Source organism: Shouchella rhizosphaerae (assembly GCF_900142675.1).
Lineage (GTDB): Bacteria > Bacillota > Bacilli > Bacillales > Bacillaceae_D > Shouchella > Shouchella rhizosphaerae.
Map to the genome: position 1 here is coordinate 435,276 of NZ_FRBS01000003.1, position 19,012 is coordinate 454,287.

Below are 19,012 nucleotides of genomic sequence, written 5' to 3' on the forward strand. Positions count from 1 at the left end.
TTATTAATTTAATTGCGCAACGGTTTTCCTTTCGTAAGCATATGCTGCATCCGCTGCTGCGTTTTCGGTTCTGCGATCAAACTTAAAAACGCTTCCCTTTCCAAATCAAGCAAATAAGATTCATCAACTAGCGTACCTTCTGGCACCTGGCCTCCAGAAAGGACGAATGCTAGCTTTTTGGCGATTTTCAAATCATGCTCTGATGCATAACCGCCCCATTCCATCATTTTCGCGCCAAGCATCAACGTCGCATAACCTGCTCTTCCTGTCACAGGGATCTTTGTTTTTGCAGGCGGCCGATATCCCTCTGCTAGAGACAGAACACGCTGCTTAGCATCGTTATTAACGAAAAAGTCGTTCATTGTAATGCCGTCCCGTTCAGACAAAAAGCCTTTTTCCTTCGCGTCTGCCGCTGATGTGGATACGTTGGCGGTAGCAATCGTTTCAAACGTTTTTCGCGCAGCCTTTTGCAAATCAGCAAGATTGTCGCTGCCATAACGGGCTATATTGCGCAGGTACAGTTCTTTATTGCCTCCTCCGCCTGGAATGAGGCCTACGCCTGTTTCCACTAAGCCCATATACGTTTCGTGGGCTGCTTGGATGCTTGCAGCTGGCAAGCTGATCTCAGTACCGCCGCCAAGCGTCATTCCAAAAGGAGCGGTTACAACAGGGACATTTGCATACCGGATACGCGCTGTTGCTTTTTGGAACTGCCTGATAACGAGATCAAGCTCAAAAAAGTTGTCGTCTTGCGCTTCCATTAGCATCATCATTAAGTTAGCGCCAACGCAGAAATTTTTCCCTTGATTGCCGATTACAAGGCCGCGGTAATTTGCTTCTGCCTCGTCAATTGCTTTGTGGATCATTTGGATTACATCAAGGCCAATCGTATTGTTAGGCGAAGTAAACTGCAGCAAGGCGACATCGTCGCCGATATCGATTAAAGACGCACCTGTGTTTTTTGTAATCGTCTTATCTTTTTTCAGCGCGTTTAAAGGCAGCTGCTTTTTATGGGTGCGGACAGGAAGATAGTCGCCGTCGTGGTAGAAAGCGCCATCTTTGTAGAACGACGTATGGCCTTGTTCAAGCATAGCCGTCACCCATGTCGGCACAAATTCGCCCTCAAGTTGCATTTTTTCCACTGTTTCTTTTACACCGAGTGCATCCCAAAGCTCATATGGGCCCATTTCCCAGCCAAAGCCCCAGCGCATCGCTTCATCGACCGCCAACAAATCATGGGCTATTTCCGCTGTTTTCTCGGCTGTATAAAGCAATACCGGTTTTAAAATCGACCAGAGCAGCTTGCCTGCTGGATCATCTGCCCATACAACCGCACGTAACTTGGCAGATTTCGATTTCATTAACTTTGCTTGCTCCATAGAAGGCGCTTTCATTTTTTTGCGCGGTTCATATTCAAATGTGTGGGGATTTAGTTCGTAAATCGCCCCGTTTTCTTTCAAGTAGAAACCTTGGCCGCTTTTTGCGCCAATCCACCCACGCTTCGCCATTTCCTTCATAAAAGCCGGGGGATCAAACATCGCTTTTTCAGTACCCTCTGTCTCCTCGTAGACATTTTTGGCCACATGTAAGAACGTATCCAGTCCAACTACATCCAGTGTCCGGAATGTCGCGCTTTTCGGCCTGCCGATGAGTGGCCCTGTCACAGAATCAATTTCACCAATCGATGCATTGGCTTTAAGCATTTCATCGACTGTGACAAGCAATCCATATGTGCCGATCCGGTTGGCGATAAAATTAGGCGTATCCTTCGCTTCAACGACCCCTTTGCCAAGCGCAGTTTCAGCAAACTCGCGCATAAATTCTGTAACCTCGGTTTTCGTTTCCTTAGTCGGGATCACCTCAAGCAATTTTAAATAACGCGGTGGGTTAAAAAAGTGCGTGCCGAGAAAATGGGCTTTAAAATCTAGGCTCCTTTCTTGCGACATTGCTTCCACCGATATGCCAGAAGTATTGGATGATACAATTGCACCAGGAGCGCGGACTTCGTCAATTTTAGCCAATAGCTGTTTTTTCGCTTCCAAGTTCTCAATAATGGCTTCAATAATCCAGTCAGTATCTTTTAGTTTGTCAAAGTCATCCTCTAAGTTTCCGGCTTCAATCAAATGAAGTGCTTGTTTTGAAGCCAATGGGGCCGGCTTTTGCTTTTTCAATTTTGCAATCGCCTGTTCCACAAGGTAGTTGCGGCTCCGCTTTTTCGTGAGCGTTGCCACGTTTGTGGCGCTTTTGCCATCATCTTGCGGTGCTAAGTCTAGCAATAAAACGGAAATCCCAGCATTCGCTAAGTGAGCGGCAATGCTTGCACCCATTACGCCGGCACCAATGACTGCTGCTTTGCGGATAGGACGAACCATCGTATTCCTCCTCTCAAATAATCAAACCGAATGAACACTCATTCATTTTTAACGTTAAAAAAAGGGCTTCTCAAAGAAGGCTTTCTTTTACTATAGTCAATTATGATAGCGTTTGCAATAAGAAATTTTCTTTTTTTTGGATCGTTTTTCTTTTTTTGAATAAGGAAGGCAGTTGCTGAAGAGGAGCTTCGGCAACTGCTTACCACAGGTCCTTTTTCGTCAAGTTGGCTTGCGTCGCATGTTGAGGCTATAAGCAAACCATAAAACAGACAGTGTACTTAAAAACGCGGCAGCTAGCCAATATAAAGGCGCCAATTCATAGGTGTCGACAATGAAAAACGATACAAGCGGCCCAGTCGCTGCTCCTAAATCGACTACGACTGCCTGGATCGTCATTACTTTGACTTTATTCCCTTGCGCCGCCGCCCGGGCTGCAAGTGTATCGGCAGTGGTTACAAAAAAGGTCGACAGAAGTTGAAATACAAGTACGGCCCCTAACAAAAGCCAAAATGAATCAAGCAGCGCAAATAACGAAAATAAACAACCAATCCCGAGTATAGGCAAGTAAATCCATAAATACGAAAGCGGCCTGCGGTCTAGCATTTTCCCATAAAAAGGGGCAACGAATGGATCCCAGGCCCAGCGCAAGGCTTGAAGGATTCCTGCAATTGAAGCTGCACCGATGATTAGACCAAATGCTTCCAGCTGTTGCCCACCCATTGCGCGCTCAACAAGCGGGCTGAGTGTAACCGAAAACAGTCCGAACACAACGAACCCCATCGTAAGGCCTGTCGCGAACACGAGCATCGTAAAAGGCGAAAGGGTTTTTTCTGCTCTCCTAACATGAGTAAGCGGTTTGTTATCATCTGGTTGTTGGCGTTTCGGGATCACAAAGGGGGCGATGACGAAGGCAATTGTGCCAATCGTCGCGAAAGCAGTCGTGACTGGAAATACAGATACCTGTTCGACGAAAATGCCTCCTGCCAACATACCGACCAGTCCGCCAATCCCCCATAAACCATTGTAAGTGCCCATCAGTTGGCCACGATTGTCTTTGCTGGAAAATTCCACTACAGCAAGCATGCCGCCAATACGCAACAAAGCCCAAGCGACACCCCAAACGGCCCGTGCCACGACAAGGGTAGCAAAGCTTTGGAAAAAGCCGTACGAAAAAGTCGTGGCCGTTGCCAAAATGAGGGCCAATTGCACACCAGTCCGCAGTTCAAACTTGCTATAAAACCAGCCGACAAGGGGACTTATTGGCAAACGGACGAAGCGATTGACAGATAACAATATGCCAATTTGCCAAAGAGCTGTAAGGCCAAACTCCTGCCAGTAAAGGGGCAACACAATAAACAACATTGCATCGCCAAGCACGGCAGCGGCTGTTAATAGCGCAATCGCCACCACTTTCTTTTGCGGGGATGCTTGGAGGCGTTCCCCTTTTTTCTCCTCCTGTTTTGCTTGCAATAAAACCGCCCCTTTTCTTTCATTCCATTATGGCGGTCCCAAAACGGGAAAAAAAGTGTAAACTAGATATAGTTATTTTTCCCCTTTTTTATAAAGACAGGAGGCTCGGAACAATGGAACTGTTTGAGCACTACCTCATGTTGGCCAAACGATTAAACTACTCACAAGCGCGACAGCCCCTTTCTGTCCGTACTTTAGCAAACGAGCTTTCATGTACAGAACGGAACGCAAAATTGCTTGTCCAAAAAATGCAAAAGCGTGGCTGGATTGAATGGCGGCCTGGCAAAGGCAGAGGCCATGTGTCCTATATTCGCTTGTTGGCAGACTATGACGCTGTCGTCATAGCTGAAGCAAAAAAACGCGCTTCTGAGCAATCACTTGATGCGGCGATTCAACTCGTTCAAACCTATTCACGCTCACACGCAAGCAGCCGCTCCTTTATTGATTCAATTTTAAATTCAATTAACCTGGAACAAATCGAGCAAGAGGATCATCTCCGTTTCCCTACTTACCGTGGGGTTTGCGCATTAGACCCGGCTACGATACACCGCCGGACGGAAAATCATTTGATGAGCCACTTATTCAACCAACTCGTAAAGTATGATCCTAATAACGGCTGTTATATTCCAGATTTGGCCCATTATTGGGAAACAGACACTACAAACACAAAGTGGACTTTTTATTTGCGGAAAGACATTTTCTTTCATAATGGGCAGCCTTGTACCGCTGTGGAAGTTGGCGCCAGTTTTTTACGCCACACGGAAAAGTCGCCCTATTATTGGGGAATCCAGCATTTGCATCGCCTATCTGCACTTAGTCCTTACACAGTGGAGTTTTGTTTTTCCAAGCCTACTCCGCATTTTCTGGCGTTTGCTGCTTCATTAGGCGGGGCCATTGTCTATAAAGACGAAATGACATCTTTTCCAATCGGCACAGGGCCTTTTTCCTTGTCGGACCATTCAAGTAAGCTCCTTCGCCTTCAAGCATTTCCGCGCTACTTTAGTACGAGGCCACACCTTGATGCAGTGACCATGTATATCTTTCCAGCCCTTTATGACAACGAACCAGAAACAGCATTCTTAGCCGCAAACCAATTAAATTTTTATCATTACCCATACGTCGAAAAAGAAGAGCATCACTTCCAACAGCAGCACTCAATGGACATAGGCTGCAAACTCCTTTCGTTAAACAAAAAGCACGGCCTTTGTGCCAATGACACTCGCTTGCGCGAGGCGCTGTTTCATTTTTTAGATCCACATTCAATGATTCAAGACATTGGCGGCACCCGCAGTATTCCAGCTGATCGTGTTTTCGCCCAAGGGCAAAGCGTCCTAACGACTCGTAACAGGCTAAAAGGACAGGCAAGCTTGTTAAAGAGCAACTACCATGGAGAAGAGCTTCAGCTATATAGCTACACCGGAGCGGGCAATGAGAGGGATGCTGGTTGGATTGAACAAACGCTTAAAGCAGAAGGCATTTCTGTGCGGTTGCACCTCCTTCCTTATCATGAGCTTCAACAATTAGACCTCGAACAAAAAGCAGACCTTTTGCTCGGCGAGCAGCTTGGCTACGATGACAAAGTGTATGGCTATTTTTCCTTGTTTTTTGATCGCCACCGGTTTCTTTATTCACACGTGGGGACAGACGATTTGGAAAAAGCAAAGCGTTTATGGCATCAGGAATTAAAAACAGAAACATTGCTGGCTAGCTTACAAACAATCGAAACATCGCTTTGCCAAGCACATTATCTCCTCCCCCTCTACCGGTTAAAACAATTTGCGTTGTATCCTGAATACGTCAAAAATGTGGCATTAAATGCTTACGGCTGGGTCGATTATACAACGATTTGGCTGAAACGCGGCAAATCTTAGATCTAGCAACACGTCTTTAGTCGTCATCATCACGGGAGTCCCGCCATTTTTGAAACAAGGAGACAGAGCGCGTCGAGGGGGACTCGTCAAACTGAAGGGCGGACTCATGTAATACCCACGGGTGCGGTTGATGGGGAACACCGACTTTGAATCCAGCTTGCTGGAATTTTAGAGATTGGACGGTGTCATATACATGCCAGCCATCAACCACTTCTGGCCAAGGCAAATCGTATTGGGTAGCCATTAAGGCACCATCAATCGCTTCGACTTGTTGGTATGCATACTCCGCTTCTAAAAACGATAAATAACTATACGTATGGCGATGTTCCAACATTTTACCGGCTTTCGTGGGACTGTCCCACCAATTACCTGAAGCAGGCAAGTCCTTTGCGCCAATGACGCCAAACATGCCTAAGTCAGGATGTTGTTCAAATAAAAACAACAAATCATGCAAAAACATGCGGTTTATGATCATCGTATTTTGGCGCATATACACTTTGTAGCGTGCATCGCTTTTTTCCATTGCCTCATTGTAGCCACTTGCCATGCTTTTTGCATGACGGATCGCCACTTTTTCTACCGTTACCCCTTTAGGCGGATAAAGCATGTCAATATGGCTCACAGCCCGGGCATACTGATCTTCATCATTGACACAACTAATAAAGCACACTTTTTGCCGATCCATGTGCCGACCCCTCCTGCTTGCTGATTGAATAGTATATTCCATCAAAAACAGGATGGTGATGACGTTAATTTGTTCGGATAAACGGCATTGTAAAGAGCCATAATAAATGGAACGGTGTTTAAAAAAGGAGAGAGACAAGTGTATTGGCCGACTTTCAAGACTGTGTTTCGTTATATATTGATTTGTCATGTCTTATTTTTACTGATACCGAGTCAAGTGGACGCTGCTATAGTGAGAGAAAGGCATGAGTACGAAAAGACAGGACATGTGTTCTGGGAAATTCCAACAGATGAAAAAATTGTAGCCTTAACGTTTGATGATGGCCCGGATCGTACAAACACACCCCTTATTCTAGATGTGCTTAAGAAATACGGGGCAAAAGCAACCTTTTTTGTAGTCGGCAAGAATGTGAAAGAGAATGCCGATGTTGTCCAAAGGACGATCATGGAAGGACACGAACTTGGCAATCACACGTATACCCACACTTACAATGAGTCAATTAACCAAGCAACCTTAACCACTGAAATGAACAAAACGGACATGCTTCTTTTAGAATTGTTCGCCATCAAACCAACCTTTTTTCGCCCAGTCGGAGGCTATTATAATGATCTTATTATTGAAACTGCGATTGAGGCAAAACACGACGTTTTTTTATGGTCTTGGCATCAAGATACAAGAGATTGGGCAAACCGGAATAAAAAGCAACTTTCAGCCCAAGTTTTAAACAATATACGTCCTGGCGATGTCATTCTTTTCCATGACGGAGGCGGTGACCGTACGCCAACAATAGAAGCAATTAAAGAAATTATCCCCGCCTTGCAAGATGAAGGCTACAGCTTTTTAACACTATCGGAAATGGTCGATCGCCATAAATTCTCTTCCAAACAAACAAAACACAACGCCGGTCTTTCGTTTAGCGCCGCTTCCCTTTATGAAGTGAAGCGGGTTCTGCTTCTAATGCTTCTTGATAATCTTTATAAGCAAAGTAAGCTGCAATAAATGAACCTATTAAAAACAAGGCAGAACCTCCAAGCGTAAACAAACGGCCAATATAAATACCTTGTGTATCAAAAATGTGTTCACTATCCATTTCATTCACTCCATATAATGTTTTCCTTTATATAATAATTAGGATTAAGACCACACTTTTTAAATGTACGCCTTGCCCTTTCTGAAAAAAGGCAAAGTTATGCTTATATATATATTATGCCTTAAGCAAGAATTGGTTCAAAAAACAAAACTGGATAAAAGGGTTGTCTATTTATTTAAAAGATAAATTGTCAATTCAAGTGTAAACATTTTCTTTGGCCGTCCATTAAGGTTCTGACTAATTCATACAAGCAAATTCTTACAAGTTCTCGATACGGAAAATAAAAGGAAACTGCTCCTAGCAAAATAGACAAGTTTGTACTAGCTTCTTACAAAGCGATTGAAAAAAGGCGCCTATCCGAAGAAAGGCACCTGTTTTTATTCCTTTTCTAATGCTTCGATAATCAGATCTTGAACCCTGTTATTTGTCAAAAGAAGCAAATGTGTGACGCCTGGAACGTGGATGTTATTTGCCCCGTCAATCCGCGACAAACTGTTTGCTACAATTAAATCGGAACTGCTATAAATCGATGTAAAATCGACTCCGTCTGGCACTGAACTTGCACCCAAGCGGTTGGCTCCTCCTAATGTAATAACTTTGTCTACATGTTCAACGCCTCCGAGTTGGGTAAGATACCGTAATGTATTTGCTCCCCCCATGCTGTGGGCTATAATATTTACTTCGTCGACATCATAATTGGTTAGTACATCGTTAATAAAATCTCTCAATTGTCGGGAGTTCCTGTAATTGTTTCCGGAGCGGTCGGCAAAATCTATTGCATGTAAGTCAGAACGATCATAGCCAACGCTTCTTAACTTTCTTTCAATGCTATAGAAATTGTAACCCGCTCCTCCAATCCCATGTACGAGCACAATTGGTTTATCAAAATCGATACTTGATGTTTGTTGGGCGCGGACTTCAGAAGAATAAGCACCTCCCCATGTAAGCAAACATACTAGAACAGTTAAAAATGACAAGCGAATTAATCTCACAATCATCCTCCTCTTCGAATAATAGAATCGGTTACAAAATAACATGATTAGGCTACTGACGCTATAGAAATGCGAATTTTCCCAACTAAAAAAATGATATTTTTATTGTTTTTTGTATCACGAAAAAGTTTTTAGAAGGACGTGTTGATAAACAAAAAAAAGCAGCAGCTGCTGCTTTTCATTTAATGTCATATAGGTGTTACGCCTTTTACACGCTACACGTTGTTGTAAAACGTCCAAACTTAATTAAAAGGCCGTCGCTATTTGCATCCACTAGCCTAGCCGAGTGAATGCCCGATCCAATTTCGCTAAGCCTTCATCGATTTCCGCTTTTGTAACCGTTAATGGCGGAATCATCCGCAACACTTCTCCGGCATTGCCGCAAAAATAAAAGAGAACGCCCTCTTCTAATGCAAGGTCCAAAATCTTTGCAGCAGTGTCCCCGTCTTTTTCACCTGTTTTCGGGTCGACAATTTCAATGCCAAACATCATCCCTATACCGCGGACAGCGCCAATTTGCGGCCATTTTTCTTGCATGGCGTTCAAACGTTGTTTTACATATGCGCCTACTTGTTTGGCATTGTCAAGCAACTGTTCCTCTTTTATTACTGCAATTGTGGCCCGTGCCGCCGCACACGCAATCGGATTTCCGCCAAAAGTCGTGGCATGGCTTCCTAAAGGCCACTGTTGCATGAGCTTATGATTGGCCACAGTTGCACTAAGTGGCAGCCCAGAAGCAATTCCTTTTGCAATCGCCATAATGTCAGGTACGACACCAAAAGTGTGTGCGGCAAACCACTCTCCTGTCCGGCCAAATCCTGTTTGCACTTCGTCAAAAATGAGCAACATCCCGTGCTCGTCGCAAATAGTGCGAATCCGTTGCAGCCAAGAAGCGGGCGGGACAATATACCCTCCTTCGCCAAGAACAGGTTCAATAATGACGGCTGCCACTTCGTCAGGCGATACTTGGTGGGCAAATAAGGAGGCAAATGAATCCTCAAGCTTGGCAATAGCTTGTTCTTCCGTATCGCCAGTGGCATAATACGGAATTTGATAAGCCATCCCTTGTGCAGGCTGGTACTTGCGGTATTTCGCCTTAGATGTGCTAACGCTGAGCGACCCGAGCGTCCGTCCATGGAAACAGCCATTAAAAGAAATGACGTACGGGCGTTTTGTCACATGGCGGGCAAGTTTAAGCGCCCCTTCTACAGCCTCTGTTCCGCTATTGCCAAAAAAGAAGCAATCTAAATCACCTGGCATGATTTCAGCCAGCTCATTGGCAAGCTGTAAAATTGATTCATACTGGATGACGCCAATTGGCCCATGCGTAAAACGTCCAGCTTCTTCTTGGATCGCCGCGACAATTTTTGGATGGCGGTGTCCGACATTGGTCACAGCAATCCCTGATGTAAAATCTAAATACGTTTTTCCGTCGACGCCGTAATAATAACAGCCTTCTTCTTTTTCTACAGGCAAGTTCGGATGGTCTTTCGCCATGCTTGGGGCAAGGCGGTACGGAATTGTTTGTGCTAAATCATTCCATTCTTGTGGCATTAAGGGCACTCCTTTAACGATAAATCATAAAGTGGGCAATCAGCACAACGACAGGCAAAGCAATGACTGTACGTTGGATAAAGATGATAAACAGTTGCCAGAAGTTAATCGGGATGCTTGAACGAATAAGCATTACGCCAATTTCAGACATGTAAACAAGTTGAATGAGCGAAACAGCGCCGATGACAAAACGCGTCAACTCGCTTTCAATCCCTGCTCCTAGTATAGCTGGCAAAAACATATCTGCAAAGCCGACAAGCATGGCTGGTGCAGCTGCCTCTGCGTCTGGAATCTGCATCCATTCCAATACAGGCACAAGTGGATAGGAAAGGTACGTAAATACAGGGGTGTATTCGGCGACTATTAAGGCAAGCGTTCCAATTGCCATTACAAGTGGCAACATGCCAAGCCAAATATCCAATGCGTTGAAAGCCCCTTTTTTTAATACCGTGCTTATAGGAGGCGCTTGTTTAGCCTTATCGATACCACGGGCAAAAGCGCTTTTCCATAAAGAGCCTATTTCCGCCGTTTCTTCAATCGCTCCAGGCTGATCGAGGTGATAGGTATTTTTCATTGTCGATAGCGGCGGAATGCGCGGGCAAATAAACGCAGCGAGCAAAACGCCTACAAGAACAGTTATGTAAAAAGATACAAAGCGATGTTCCAATCCTAGCATTTTAGCGATAATTAAACTGAAGCCTATAGATGTAATCGTAAAATTCGTGACGATTACCGCAGACTCTTTTTTAGTATAATAGCGATTTTCATATTGATTGATCGTAATTAAAATGCTCATCATGTTGTTGCCCATCCACGAGGCAAGAGAATCAACAGAAGCGCGCCCAGGCAATTTGAACAGTGGACGCATAATTTTTTGGGCAAGCGTACCAAGCCACTCCATTAACCCGTAGTCAAGCAAAAGCGGCATGAGCAGCCCCATTACAACCGACCACACGGCAAGAACAGGCAATAAATCGGCAAACACTGTCCCCCCTGTTGCTGGGTTGTACACCATTTCCATTCCAGTCCCCGTCATGACCATTAGCGCAAACACAGCGCCGAGGACACGAATCGCCGTCCAAGTAAAAGATGTATAAAACAACGTTTTTAAGGCTGGCTTATCCATAATAAATGCAGGTTTAAACGCCCAACACAAAAAAGAGGCAACACCGGAAAACACGAGCAAGGCCAATAAAAAGCTAGGCAAAACGCCAGAAAGGCCGTCTTCTATCAAACCGGCCAAATAGCCGATGAAAACAGTCCAATTGTCGTCTATTTTTACCGGGACTAAAAACAGGACCGCTCCAGCTAAAGAGGGGATAAGAAAAGTCGCAAGATGGCGCGATTGTATAGGACGTTGTTTGTTTGATTTTACCGATTTGTATGATTCCACATTAGACACCCATTCCGTATAATTAATCTCTGTATTTGATAATTATACATAAATAATGGCCGTTTAGGAATCTTTTATTTTGGCGATGCTGCGCAAACTTGATGATCAAGATCGATTGAAAGTCGGAAGGGATGTACAGGAGGTTGTAATACTTAATGAAGTGACGAAGTGCAAACAGGATTTTCTAAAAAACCGAGCGAATTGAACCTGATAAATGCAAAAATCCAGGAGGCTCGTTATGTTAGAACAACTATTCTATTGTCATGTTCCTATGTCACACTTAGAAAATGCGATCAAATGGTATAAGGAAATCCTACATAGTGAAGAGGAGCGACAAGCACAACTAAATTTCCCCTCTGGTCAAATGTTATTTTTAGTTGAATCCACTCATCAAACTACTGCAACGTTTAAAGTCAACAATCAAACACATCCCGTGATTGCCTTTCAATGCAAACATATAGAAGCGTTAGCCAATCACTTAAAAAGGAACGCAGTCAAAGTAGAAAACAATATGGATGATGGGCTCGGCAATTTATTTTTAGATTTCTATGATCCTGATGGGAACAAATTTAATGTACAATGTGATAAATTTTAAATCCTTATAAAGAGCGCTTATTTAATCGCAATACGATTGGTAATGAATGTAGAGAGTGGGAATTCTGTTCCACTTTTACTCAGCTATACTTACCTCATATGAACGAGTAGCTTTCATAATAAATTACACAAAAAAACCGCGGAAATGTTGACAAATCAACACTTCCGCGGCTCTTATATGGAGACGGTGGGAATTGAACCCACGTCCAGAGATAACGACACTTACGCTTCTACGAGCGTAGTCTTTGTATTCGTATTTCGCTAGCACTTCAGCCCAAAGACAGGCCTCCGTGCAGCTAGCCTGATTAGTCTCTTCCTTCTCCCTCAGGCGGGGGGAGAAAGGCGTATCCCACTAAAGTTGAGTCTCAGCCACTCCACATGGGCGATGGAGAGGAGAGACCGCTTAGCTTATGCAGCTAGAGCGAAGTTGTTGTTTTCTTTGCCAGTTATTGGCTTGTGCGTTTTTACGAGGCCGACCCCTCGGCTCGCAACGCAAGCTCGACCTATCCCTGTCGAATCCAAAACGTCCCCTTGGTTTTGAAATATCCAGGTCAATGCCTGGATATTTCATTATACTACATTCTGCTGAAATGTCAACAATTTGCAGTGTCCCACTTAATTAACCGCGCATGCGCTCTTTTATTGCCCGTTCCACTTCGCGCTTCGCGTCTTTTCGCCGTAATGTTTCCCGCTTATCGTAGTTTTTCTTCCCTTTTGCAAGGCCGATAAGCACTTTGGCAAAGCCGTTTTTAATATAGACTTTTAATGGAACGATTGAATAGCCTTTTTGCTGCGTTTGCCCAATTAATGTATTGATTTGTTTTTTATGGAGCAACAGTTTGCGCGGCCGTGTCGGTTCATGGTTGTAGCGGTTGCCTTGTTCGTATTCACTAATGTGGGCATTGTACAAAAAAGCTTCGCCATTTTTGATGCGGGCAAAGGAATCTTTTAAATTCATTTTCCCCGCCCGAATCGACTTGATTTCTGTTCCGGTTAGGACAATGCCCGCTTCAAATGTTTCTTCGATAAAATAATCATGGCGTGCTTTTTTATTTTGCGCAACAACTTTGCCTTCTGTCGTTTCTCCCATGCATTCCACCTGCATCTTTCTAACACATCTTCCTTTTATCGTACCAACGGAGCGGCGATTCGTCAATTTCTACTAGACGACAGGCGTTAAAAGCGGCGGCGCTTTTTCTTTCCAAAAAGTTGATCGATGGCAAGCAGTTTGCTGCCGTTTAACACAAGCAAAAGCGAAGTTACTAGCAAAATGAGATCAAGCTCGTAGCCGCCAAGCAAGCCTGCATTCCATTTTGCGGTTATGATGGCTACAACCATAATGGCCGCAAACATAGCCCCAACAATACGGGTGCCTAATCCTAGGATAAGGGCGAGCCCGCCAATGATCTCGACAAAGGCAACAACGCTGGCCATTGCTGCTGGGATGCCGATTGAATCAAAAAACGCGCCCGTCCCTTCAATTCCACCATTAAACTTATCCAGCCCGTGGAATAAAAAAATGATTCCTACGGTGACACGGACAAGCAATATCCCAATTTCTGTTTTTGTCACGTTTCTCCCTCCTTATTGCTTGTAGTGTAAGGGAGAAAACAAGGATTGTGCAAGCAGGTACATGTAGGAAACTGTCGGATGTCCTAGTCATACATGACAGGGCACTATCCAAAAGTTGTCATTTCCGCGTTTTACGACGGCCTTTTTTTCGTTTCGCTTTAGGGGCATTTTCATAAAACGGCTTTTTCTTCCGCTTGGACCGGCTGCCATCTTTTTTCGGATCACCTGTCAAACGATGCTTTTCACGTTTTTTTCCGTTCCGCTGCTGTCTTTTTCCGCCATCAATCACTTTTGGCCGCTCAAGCGTTTTCCGCGGCTTGCGCGGTTGCATACCGACAATTTCAAAGTCGACGGATGCTTCTTCGACATTTACTTGGATAACGCGGACTTCAAGTTCATCGCCGATGCGGAAAACGGTGCCGCTTCGTTCGCCAATCATCGCATAATGCTTTTGGTCATAATGGTAGTAGTCGTCTGTCAAATAGCTAACATGGACTAACCCTTCAACCGTATTCTCCAATTCGACAAATAGACCGAAGTTGGTAACGCCGCTAATGATTCCTGTAAACGTCTCCCCAATTTTATCTTCCATGTATTGGGCTTTTTTCACGCTGTCTGTGTCCCGTTCAGCGTCAATCGCGCGCCGCTCCATTTCTGAAGCGTGGGCTGTTAACCCAGGCAGCACTTCCTGCCATTTTGCCGTTGTTTTGCGATCCGTTTTGCCTTTAATCAAGTACGTGCGAATGAGGCGATGGACGAGCAAATCAGGATAACGGCGAATTGGCGAAGTAAAATGAGTATAAAAGTCTGCTGACAACCCAAAGTGGCCAACAGGGTGGACATCATACTTCGCTTGTTTCATTGAGCGCAGCATGACGCGGCTAATGACCATTTCTTCTGGTTCACCGGAAATTTCCTCTAAAAGTGCTTGCAAGGCACGGGGATGGACGGTATTAGCTGTGCCTCGAACCACGTAGCCAAACCCAGTAATAAACTCTAAAAATGAATTGAATTTATCTGCATCAGGGTCTTCGTGAATCCGGTATACAAACGGCAATTTCAGCCAATGGAAATGTTCAGCGACAGTCTCATTAGCGGCAAGCATAAATTCTTCAATTAGCTTTTCCGCAACTGAGCGTTCCCGCAACACAACATCTGTCGCTTTGCCTTCTTCATTGACAAGCACTTTCGCTTCTTTAAAATCAAAATCAATAGCACCACGGGCGAAGCGTTTGTCTCTTAAAATTTGTGCCAACTGTTCCATTGCTTCAAACATCGGTACTAGCGTTTCATAACGTTCTCGCAAGTCCTCGTCTTGTTCGACTAGTATTTTGTTAACGTCGCTATATGTCATCCGCTCTGTCGTTCGAATGACACTTTGGAAAATTTCGTGGTTCACAACACCACCATTTTCGTCGATTTCCATTTGGCAAGACAGCGTCAAACGGTCTACTTTTGGGTTTAAACTGCAAATGCCATTCGAAAGGCGATGTGGAATCATTGGAATCACGCGGTCAACTAAATAGACGCTCGTAGCGCGGTCAGACGCTTCCTTGTCAATCGGCGACCCTTCTTCGACATAATGGGAAACGTCGGCAATGTGTACGCCGAGCAAAAAATGGCCGTTTTCTAATTTTTTTACTTGTACAGCATCATCCAGGTCTTTGGCATCAGCCCCGTCAATGGTGACGATTTGCTCATTCCTTAAGTCGCGCCTGCCCTGCAAGTCTGCTTCTGTAATCTCATCTGGCACGTTTGCCGCTTGTGCAAGCGCTTCTTCGGAAAAACTTTGAGGGATGCCATATTTGTAAATGATCGACAGAATGTCCATGCCTGGGTCATTTTTATGGCCAAGGACTTCTTTTATTTCTGCTTCCCCGCCGAAGCGGCCTTCTGGATATTTGGTAATCGTCGCGATCACTTTATGGCCATCGGCAGCGCCTTTTTCTTGGCCGTTGACAACAAGGAAATCCGCGCTAATCCGTTTGTCGTCGGCAACCACTAACGCATACGAAGAGAACTGTTTATATTCGCCGACGACTTCTGTCACTTTCCGTTCAATAATGCGGATCACTTTTCCTTCAGCCCGAGCGCCGCTTGTCCGTTCATCCATACGGACAAGGACAATATCGCCATTCATTGCCCCTGCCAAGGAGCCTTGTGGAACATAAATGTCTTCCTCGCCGTTTTCAGGCAACACAAAAGCGAATCCTTTTGCATGGCCTTGGACACGGCCACGCACTAAATTCATTTTTTCGGGGATACCGTAACGGTTTGTCCGCGTGCGCACAATGCTCCCCTCTTCTTCCAGTTCATTCAAGCCTTGGATCAACTTTTTAAAGTCGTCGCCAGAAGCTATGCCGAACTGCTCTTCTAATTCATCTACTGTAACAGGCTTTTTCGCCTCATTTTGAAAATAGGCAAGCAGCTCTTCTTTTAATCGAGCAGCCATTCTTTCCCTCCTTCAAGCTTTTGTTTTTAGTTTGACCAATCTAAGTGATTTAAAAACTCAAGTATGTCTTCATGAAGCTGTTCTTTCTCCTCACCGAGTGTAATCACGTGGGTCGAATGTTCATACCACTTTAGCTGTTTGTCGTCTGTGCCAACATTGTCCAAAATGATCGTAGCGCTTTCGGTATCGATCATTTCGTCATAGCGCGCTTGGACAACGAACGTTGGCGCATAAATCAAGTCAAGCTGTTCCCGTACGTCATCCATCAACTGCCGCAACTGATAAAGCGGCTCAAGCGATTTTTCTGCAAGCGCGCTAATTTCGGCTTCGATCACCGCGTCTTCTTTCTTTTCAAGACGCTTGTACTCTTTCGCGTAACGGAGCATCCCAACTTTGATCGCTTCCTCCGTTTTGGGCCTGACAGGGGCACACATCGATATGATTCCCTTTACAGGCATAGAGAAACCTGCTTTTAATGAAAAAACACCGCCTAGAGATAATCCGCACACTGCGATTTCCTTATAGCCATCTTGTTGCAATTGTTCAAACGCTGCCTGTACATCAGCCCACCAATCTTCTGGGCTGTACTTTACAAGCTCTTCTGGCGGCACGCCATGACCTCTATATAAAGGGGCATGGCATGTATAGCCATGCTTTTGCAAAAAGCGGCCAAGCATGCGGACATCAGCAGTCGTTCCTGTAAAGCCATGCAATAACAGAACAGCCCGCTGTCCTCCTTCAAATGTAAAAGGTTTAGGTGGCACTAATTTCATTGTCATCTTCCCTCTCTGTTTGTCGATCTGTCAAAAATGTTTTAATTTCCTCAATCACTTTATCGGCTTCATATCCATGGCAAATCATATGGCGTGATCGTTTCATTACTTTGATTTCTTTTGTCTTTGATCCGATTACATCATAAAGATAATAAGCTGACTTTAATGGAACAAGGCCATCAAGCTCCCCTTGGATAATGAGCGTTGGCACCGTCACTTTACTTGCATAAGGCTTTGTTTTTTGGACGAGTTGCAAAAATTGGTGCACGGCGGCAAATGGCGTTGTCCGAAATTTCCTTTCATAAAGTTCAATTAGCTCATCGCCTTCTTGTTCGCCAGTCAGGTGGTAGCGAATGGCAGAGAACATATCTTTTACAAACTGTTTCGGGTTCATATAGTAGGCAGCAGCATTTAACAGTACAAGCTTGTCAACAGGAAAACGGGCTGCTATGTAACTGGCAAGCATTCCACCCATTGAAAAACCAATCAGATAAAGGCGGTCGCACCGTTTTCTCATTTCTTCAGCCGCTACTTCCACAGCAAATACCCACTGTTTGTATGTTACATGCTTTAACTCCCGCAGACTTCCTTGGCCGTGGCCAGGCAATACAGGCGTGTAAACAAGCCAGCCAGGCTGCTTTGACAGTTCGTCGGCAACGGGCTGTACTTCCCACGGATCCCCAGTAAAGCCATGTATACATAGACACCCAATCACAATAGGTTCCTCCTGTTGCTTTGTAGTCGTGATAGCAGATTGCCAGCCGCGGATACAAACTGTAGACAAACGCTCGCATACGCATTCGTTTGCCTTGCCGATATGCTTATAAGCGTCTGCTCTGTTCGCATCTCCTCTCGCCAGCACGCTGACTCGTTTAGGCTGCTGATGTTATTGACTTTTTGTCGCCTTCACCAACCGTTCATAAGAGCGACACTTCTCATCAAAATCATCGATATTCGTAAGAACTAGAAATTGGTCGCAGCCTGTTTCATTCGCGCTTTTTTCTAATTCCCGTTTTACAGTTTCAGGCCCGCCAATAATCATCCGCTTCCGATTCGTCTGGATGCGGACACGGTCTTGTTCGCTTAGCTGAGCAGATGCGGCTGTTATGCTGGTTGGCACGCGGCTATCTAAACCTTTTTCCGTCCGCAATAACCATAAATCTTGGGTCTTTGCCAACTCTTCAGCATGCTCGTCCGTTTCGCCGCAAATGATAAATACGGCCGTTAACGCATCTGGTTTCCCTTTGCCCTTAAACGCTTGTCGATATGCAGCGTGTGCCAACTTCCCTCGTTTAGGCTCAATAAAACGCCCATGGACAAAACCGAACCCCCGCCGGCCCGCTTCGATAGCGCTCCGTTCTCCAAGACCAAGGATAAACAAGTTTGGTGTACTTGCTGGTTTCGGCGAAACAGTCACTTCCTTGTGCCTGCCGCCATGTATCCACTTGGAAAGGGCATCGACTTTCTCCCAAAATGTAGCGATTCCGTCCGTATGTCCATTCGCAAGAGCCGCGCGTATTCGTTCAGGGCCCCCAGGGGAGTTGCCAATGCCACCGTCAATTCGACCTGGAAACATCGTTTCTAGCTGTCTTAGCTGAGCCGCTACTTTATAAGGGCTATACTGGGGCAACAAAATACCTCCAGAGCCTACATGAATCGTCTTTGTCCTTGCGGCAGCAGCTGCCATCCACACTTCAGGAGCACTGGAACCAAGCCCCCTTGTACCATGATGTTCAGCAAACCAATACCGTTCGTACCCCCATTGTTCGGCAAGCTCAACAAGAAGAAACGTTTGATCCGCTGTTTGTTCCGCTGATTGCCCTATGGTTATAGGCACTTGGTCTAAAATGCTTAAGCGCACTTCATCACCTCTATATCCGATTGTTCCTTTTTTAAGCTGCGATTAAACAGGAAACAGAAAAAACACCTGGCAAGTCCAGGTGTTCCGCATCGTTTATAGGAAATACGCATTTAACCCTGTCAAAATAAAAAACAAAACAGCAAGTACGATTGTTGCTCGATGCAATACCGCCTCAAGCCCACGTGCTTTTTGTTTTCCTAGCAACTGCTCTGCCCCTCCAGTAATGGCGCCTGATAACCCAGAGCTGCGACCTGGCTGCAAAAGGACAACAGCGACTAAGAGGACAGAAACAATAATTAATGCGATCATCAAAAACAGCTGCATCAACAAACA

Annotated in this window: 17 protein-coding genes and 1 other RNA gene; 3 read left to right on the top strand and 15 right to left on the bottom strand. The window is 45.0% G+C overall.

Features of this window, described 5'->3' with window-relative positions; translation table 11 throughout:
* Positions 1 to 8: 8 nt before the first annotated feature.
* On the bottom strand, positions 9 to 2,372 hold the full coding sequence (locus BUC05_RS11260; protein WP_035202724.1) for a 3-hydroxyacyl-CoA dehydrogenase/enoyl-CoA hydratase family protein: 2,364 nt from the start codon (positions 2,370 to 2,372) through the stop codon (positions 9 to 11).
* Positions 2,373 to 2,591: 219 nt separating this feature from the next.
* Positions 2,592 to 3,842 carry an MFS transporter gene (locus BUC05_RS11265; RefSeq protein ID WP_011247833.1) on the bottom strand — a complete coding sequence of 417 codons (1,251 nt, stop codon included), beginning with the start codon at positions 3,840 to 3,842 and terminating at the stop codon, positions 2,592 to 2,594.
* Between the two features lie 113 nt (positions 3,843 to 3,955).
* On the opposite strand from BUC05_RS11265, the gene BUC05_RS11270 reads away from it, so the two are divergent.
* On the top strand, positions 3,956 to 5,713 hold the full coding sequence (locus tag BUC05_RS11270) for an SgrR family transcriptional regulator (protein ID WP_073304729.1): 1,758 nt from the start codon (positions 3,956 to 3,958) through the stop codon (positions 5,711 to 5,713).
* Between the two features lie 16 nt (positions 5,714 to 5,729).
* Here the strand turns inward: BUC05_RS11270 and BUC05_RS11275 are convergent, their stop codons facing one another.
* Positions 5,730 to 6,398, bottom strand: a complete 669-nt coding sequence (locus BUC05_RS11275; protein WP_035202726.1) for a glycosyltransferase family protein — start codon at positions 6,396 to 6,398, stop codon at positions 5,730 to 5,732.
* Positions 6,399 to 6,536: 138 nt separating this feature from the next.
* Between BUC05_RS11275 and BUC05_RS11280 the strand changes: the two genes are divergently transcribed.
* Positions 6,537 to 7,397 carry a polysaccharide deacetylase family protein gene (locus BUC05_RS11280; protein WP_244153297.1) on the top strand — a complete coding sequence of 287 codons (861 nt, stop codon included), beginning with the start codon at positions 6,537 to 6,539 and terminating at the stop codon, positions 7,395 to 7,397.
* Here BUC05_RS11280 and BUC05_RS22145 read toward each other — a convergent pair.
* From BUC05_RS22145 to BUC05_RS11295, 4 genes are all read right to left on the bottom strand, one after another.
* A complete protein-coding gene (locus tag BUC05_RS22145) occupies positions 7,312 to 7,497 on the bottom strand; it encodes a hypothetical protein (protein WP_374757916.1) in 186 nt (61 codons plus the stop codon). The genes BUC05_RS11280 and BUC05_RS22145 overlap by 86 nt on opposite strands.
* Before the next feature lie 368 nt (positions 7,498 to 7,865).
* The gene (locus BUC05_RS11285; RefSeq protein ID WP_051881155.1) at positions 7,866 to 8,480 is read right to left on the bottom strand and encodes an esterase/lipase family protein; all 615 of its coding nucleotides are present in this window, start codon (positions 8,478 to 8,480) and stop codon (positions 7,866 to 7,868) included.
* Between the two features lie 273 nt (positions 8,481 to 8,753).
* The gene (locus tag BUC05_RS11290) at positions 8,754 to 10,034 is read right to left on the bottom strand and encodes an aspartate aminotransferase family protein (protein WP_035202730.1); all 1,281 of its coding nucleotides are present in this window, start codon (positions 10,032 to 10,034) and stop codon (positions 8,754 to 8,756) included.
* 13 nt (positions 10,035 to 10,047) lie between these two features.
* Positions 10,048 to 11,427, bottom strand: coding sequence for a YjiH family protein (locus tag BUC05_RS11295; protein ID WP_082369213.1), 1,380 nt, complete (start codon positions 11,425 to 11,427; stop codon positions 10,048 to 10,050).
* Between the two features lie 238 nt (positions 11,428 to 11,665).
* On the opposite strand from BUC05_RS11295, the gene BUC05_RS11300 reads away from it, so the two are divergent.
* Entirely contained in the window at positions 11,666 to 12,022 is a 357-nt protein-coding gene (locus BUC05_RS11300; RefSeq protein ID WP_011247841.1) for a VOC family protein, read from the top strand.
* Positions 12,023 to 12,197: 175 nt separating this feature from the next.
* Here the strand turns inward: BUC05_RS11300 and ssrA are convergent.
* From ssrA to secG, 8 genes are all read right to left on the bottom strand, one after another.
* Positions 12,198 to 12,552, bottom strand: a transfer-messenger RNA (tmRNA) gene (gene ssrA, locus BUC05_RS11305).
* 88 nt (positions 12,553 to 12,640) lie between these two features.
* The gene (gene smpB / locus BUC05_RS11310; RefSeq protein WP_035202732.1) at positions 12,641 to 13,111 is read right to left on the bottom strand and encodes an SsrA-binding protein SmpB; all 471 of its coding nucleotides are present in this window, start codon (positions 13,109 to 13,111) and stop codon (positions 12,641 to 12,643) included.
* Between the two features lie 86 nt (positions 13,112 to 13,197).
* Positions 13,198 to 13,593: a DoxX family protein gene (locus tag BUC05_RS11315; protein WP_011247845.1), complete on the bottom strand. Its 396-nt coding sequence runs from the start codon at positions 13,591 to 13,593 to the stop codon at positions 13,198 to 13,200.
* A gap of 118 nt (positions 13,594 to 13,711) precedes the next feature.
* Complete coding sequence (rnr, locus tag BUC05_RS11320) at positions 13,712 to 16,045, bottom strand: ribonuclease R (RefSeq protein ID WP_011247846.1); 2,334 nt, start codon at positions 16,043 to 16,045, stop codon at positions 13,712 to 13,714.
* A gap of 26 nt (positions 16,046 to 16,071) precedes the next feature.
* Positions 16,072 to 16,818: an alpha/beta hydrolase gene (locus tag BUC05_RS11325; protein WP_011247847.1), complete on the bottom strand. Its 747-nt coding sequence runs from the start codon at positions 16,816 to 16,818 to the stop codon at positions 16,072 to 16,074.
* Entirely contained in the window at positions 16,799 to 17,533 is a 735-nt protein-coding gene (locus BUC05_RS11330) for an alpha/beta hydrolase (protein ID WP_011247848.1), read from the bottom strand. Before BUC05_RS11330 ends, BUC05_RS11325 begins: the two co-directional genes overlap by 20 nt.
* Before the next feature lie 171 nt (positions 17,534 to 17,704).
* Positions 17,705 to 18,679: an LLM class flavin-dependent oxidoreductase gene (locus BUC05_RS11335; protein ID WP_011247849.1), complete on the bottom strand. Its 975-nt coding sequence runs from the start codon at positions 18,677 to 18,679 to the stop codon at positions 17,705 to 17,707.
* Positions 18,680 to 18,772: 93 nt separating this feature from the next.
* Positions 18,773 to 19,003, bottom strand: coding sequence for a preprotein translocase subunit SecG (gene secG / locus BUC05_RS11340; protein WP_011247850.1), 231 nt, complete (start codon positions 19,001 to 19,003; stop codon positions 18,773 to 18,775).
* Between the last annotated feature and the right edge of the window lie 9 nt (positions 19,004 to 19,012).

Coding starts and splice junctions, on each gene's coding strand:
- BUC05_RS11260 (WP_035202724.1), bottom strand. CDS start 2,372: ATGGTTCGTCCTATCCGCAAAGCAGCAGTCATTGGTGCCGGCGTAATG.
- BUC05_RS11275 (WP_035202726.1), bottom strand. CDS start 6,398: ATGGATCGGCAAAAAGTGTGCTTTATTAGTTGTGTCAATGATGAAGAT.
- secG (WP_011247850.1), bottom strand. CDS start 19,003: ATGCAGCTGTTTTTGATGATCGCATTAATTATTGTTTCTGTCCTCTTA.
- rnr (WP_011247846.1), bottom strand. CDS start 16,045: ATGGCTGCTCGATTAAAAGAAGAGCTGCTTGCCTATTTTCAAAATGAG.
- BUC05_RS11325 (WP_011247847.1), bottom strand. CDS start 16,818: ATGAAATTAGTGCCACCTAAACCTTTTACATTTGAAGGAGGACAGCGG.
- BUC05_RS11270 (WP_073304729.1), top strand. CDS start 3,956: ATGGAACTGTTTGAGCACTACCTCATGTTGGCCAAACGATTAAACTAC.
- smpB (WP_035202732.1), bottom strand. CDS start 13,111: ATGGGAGAAACGACAGAAGGCAAAGTTGTTGCGCAAAATAAAAAAGCA.
- BUC05_RS11300 (WP_011247841.1), top strand. CDS start 11,666: ATGTTAGAACAACTATTCTATTGTCATGTTCCTATGTCACACTTAGAA.
- BUC05_RS11290 (WP_035202730.1), bottom strand. CDS start 10,034: ATGCCACAAGAATGGAATGATTTAGCACAAACAATTCCGTACCGCCTT.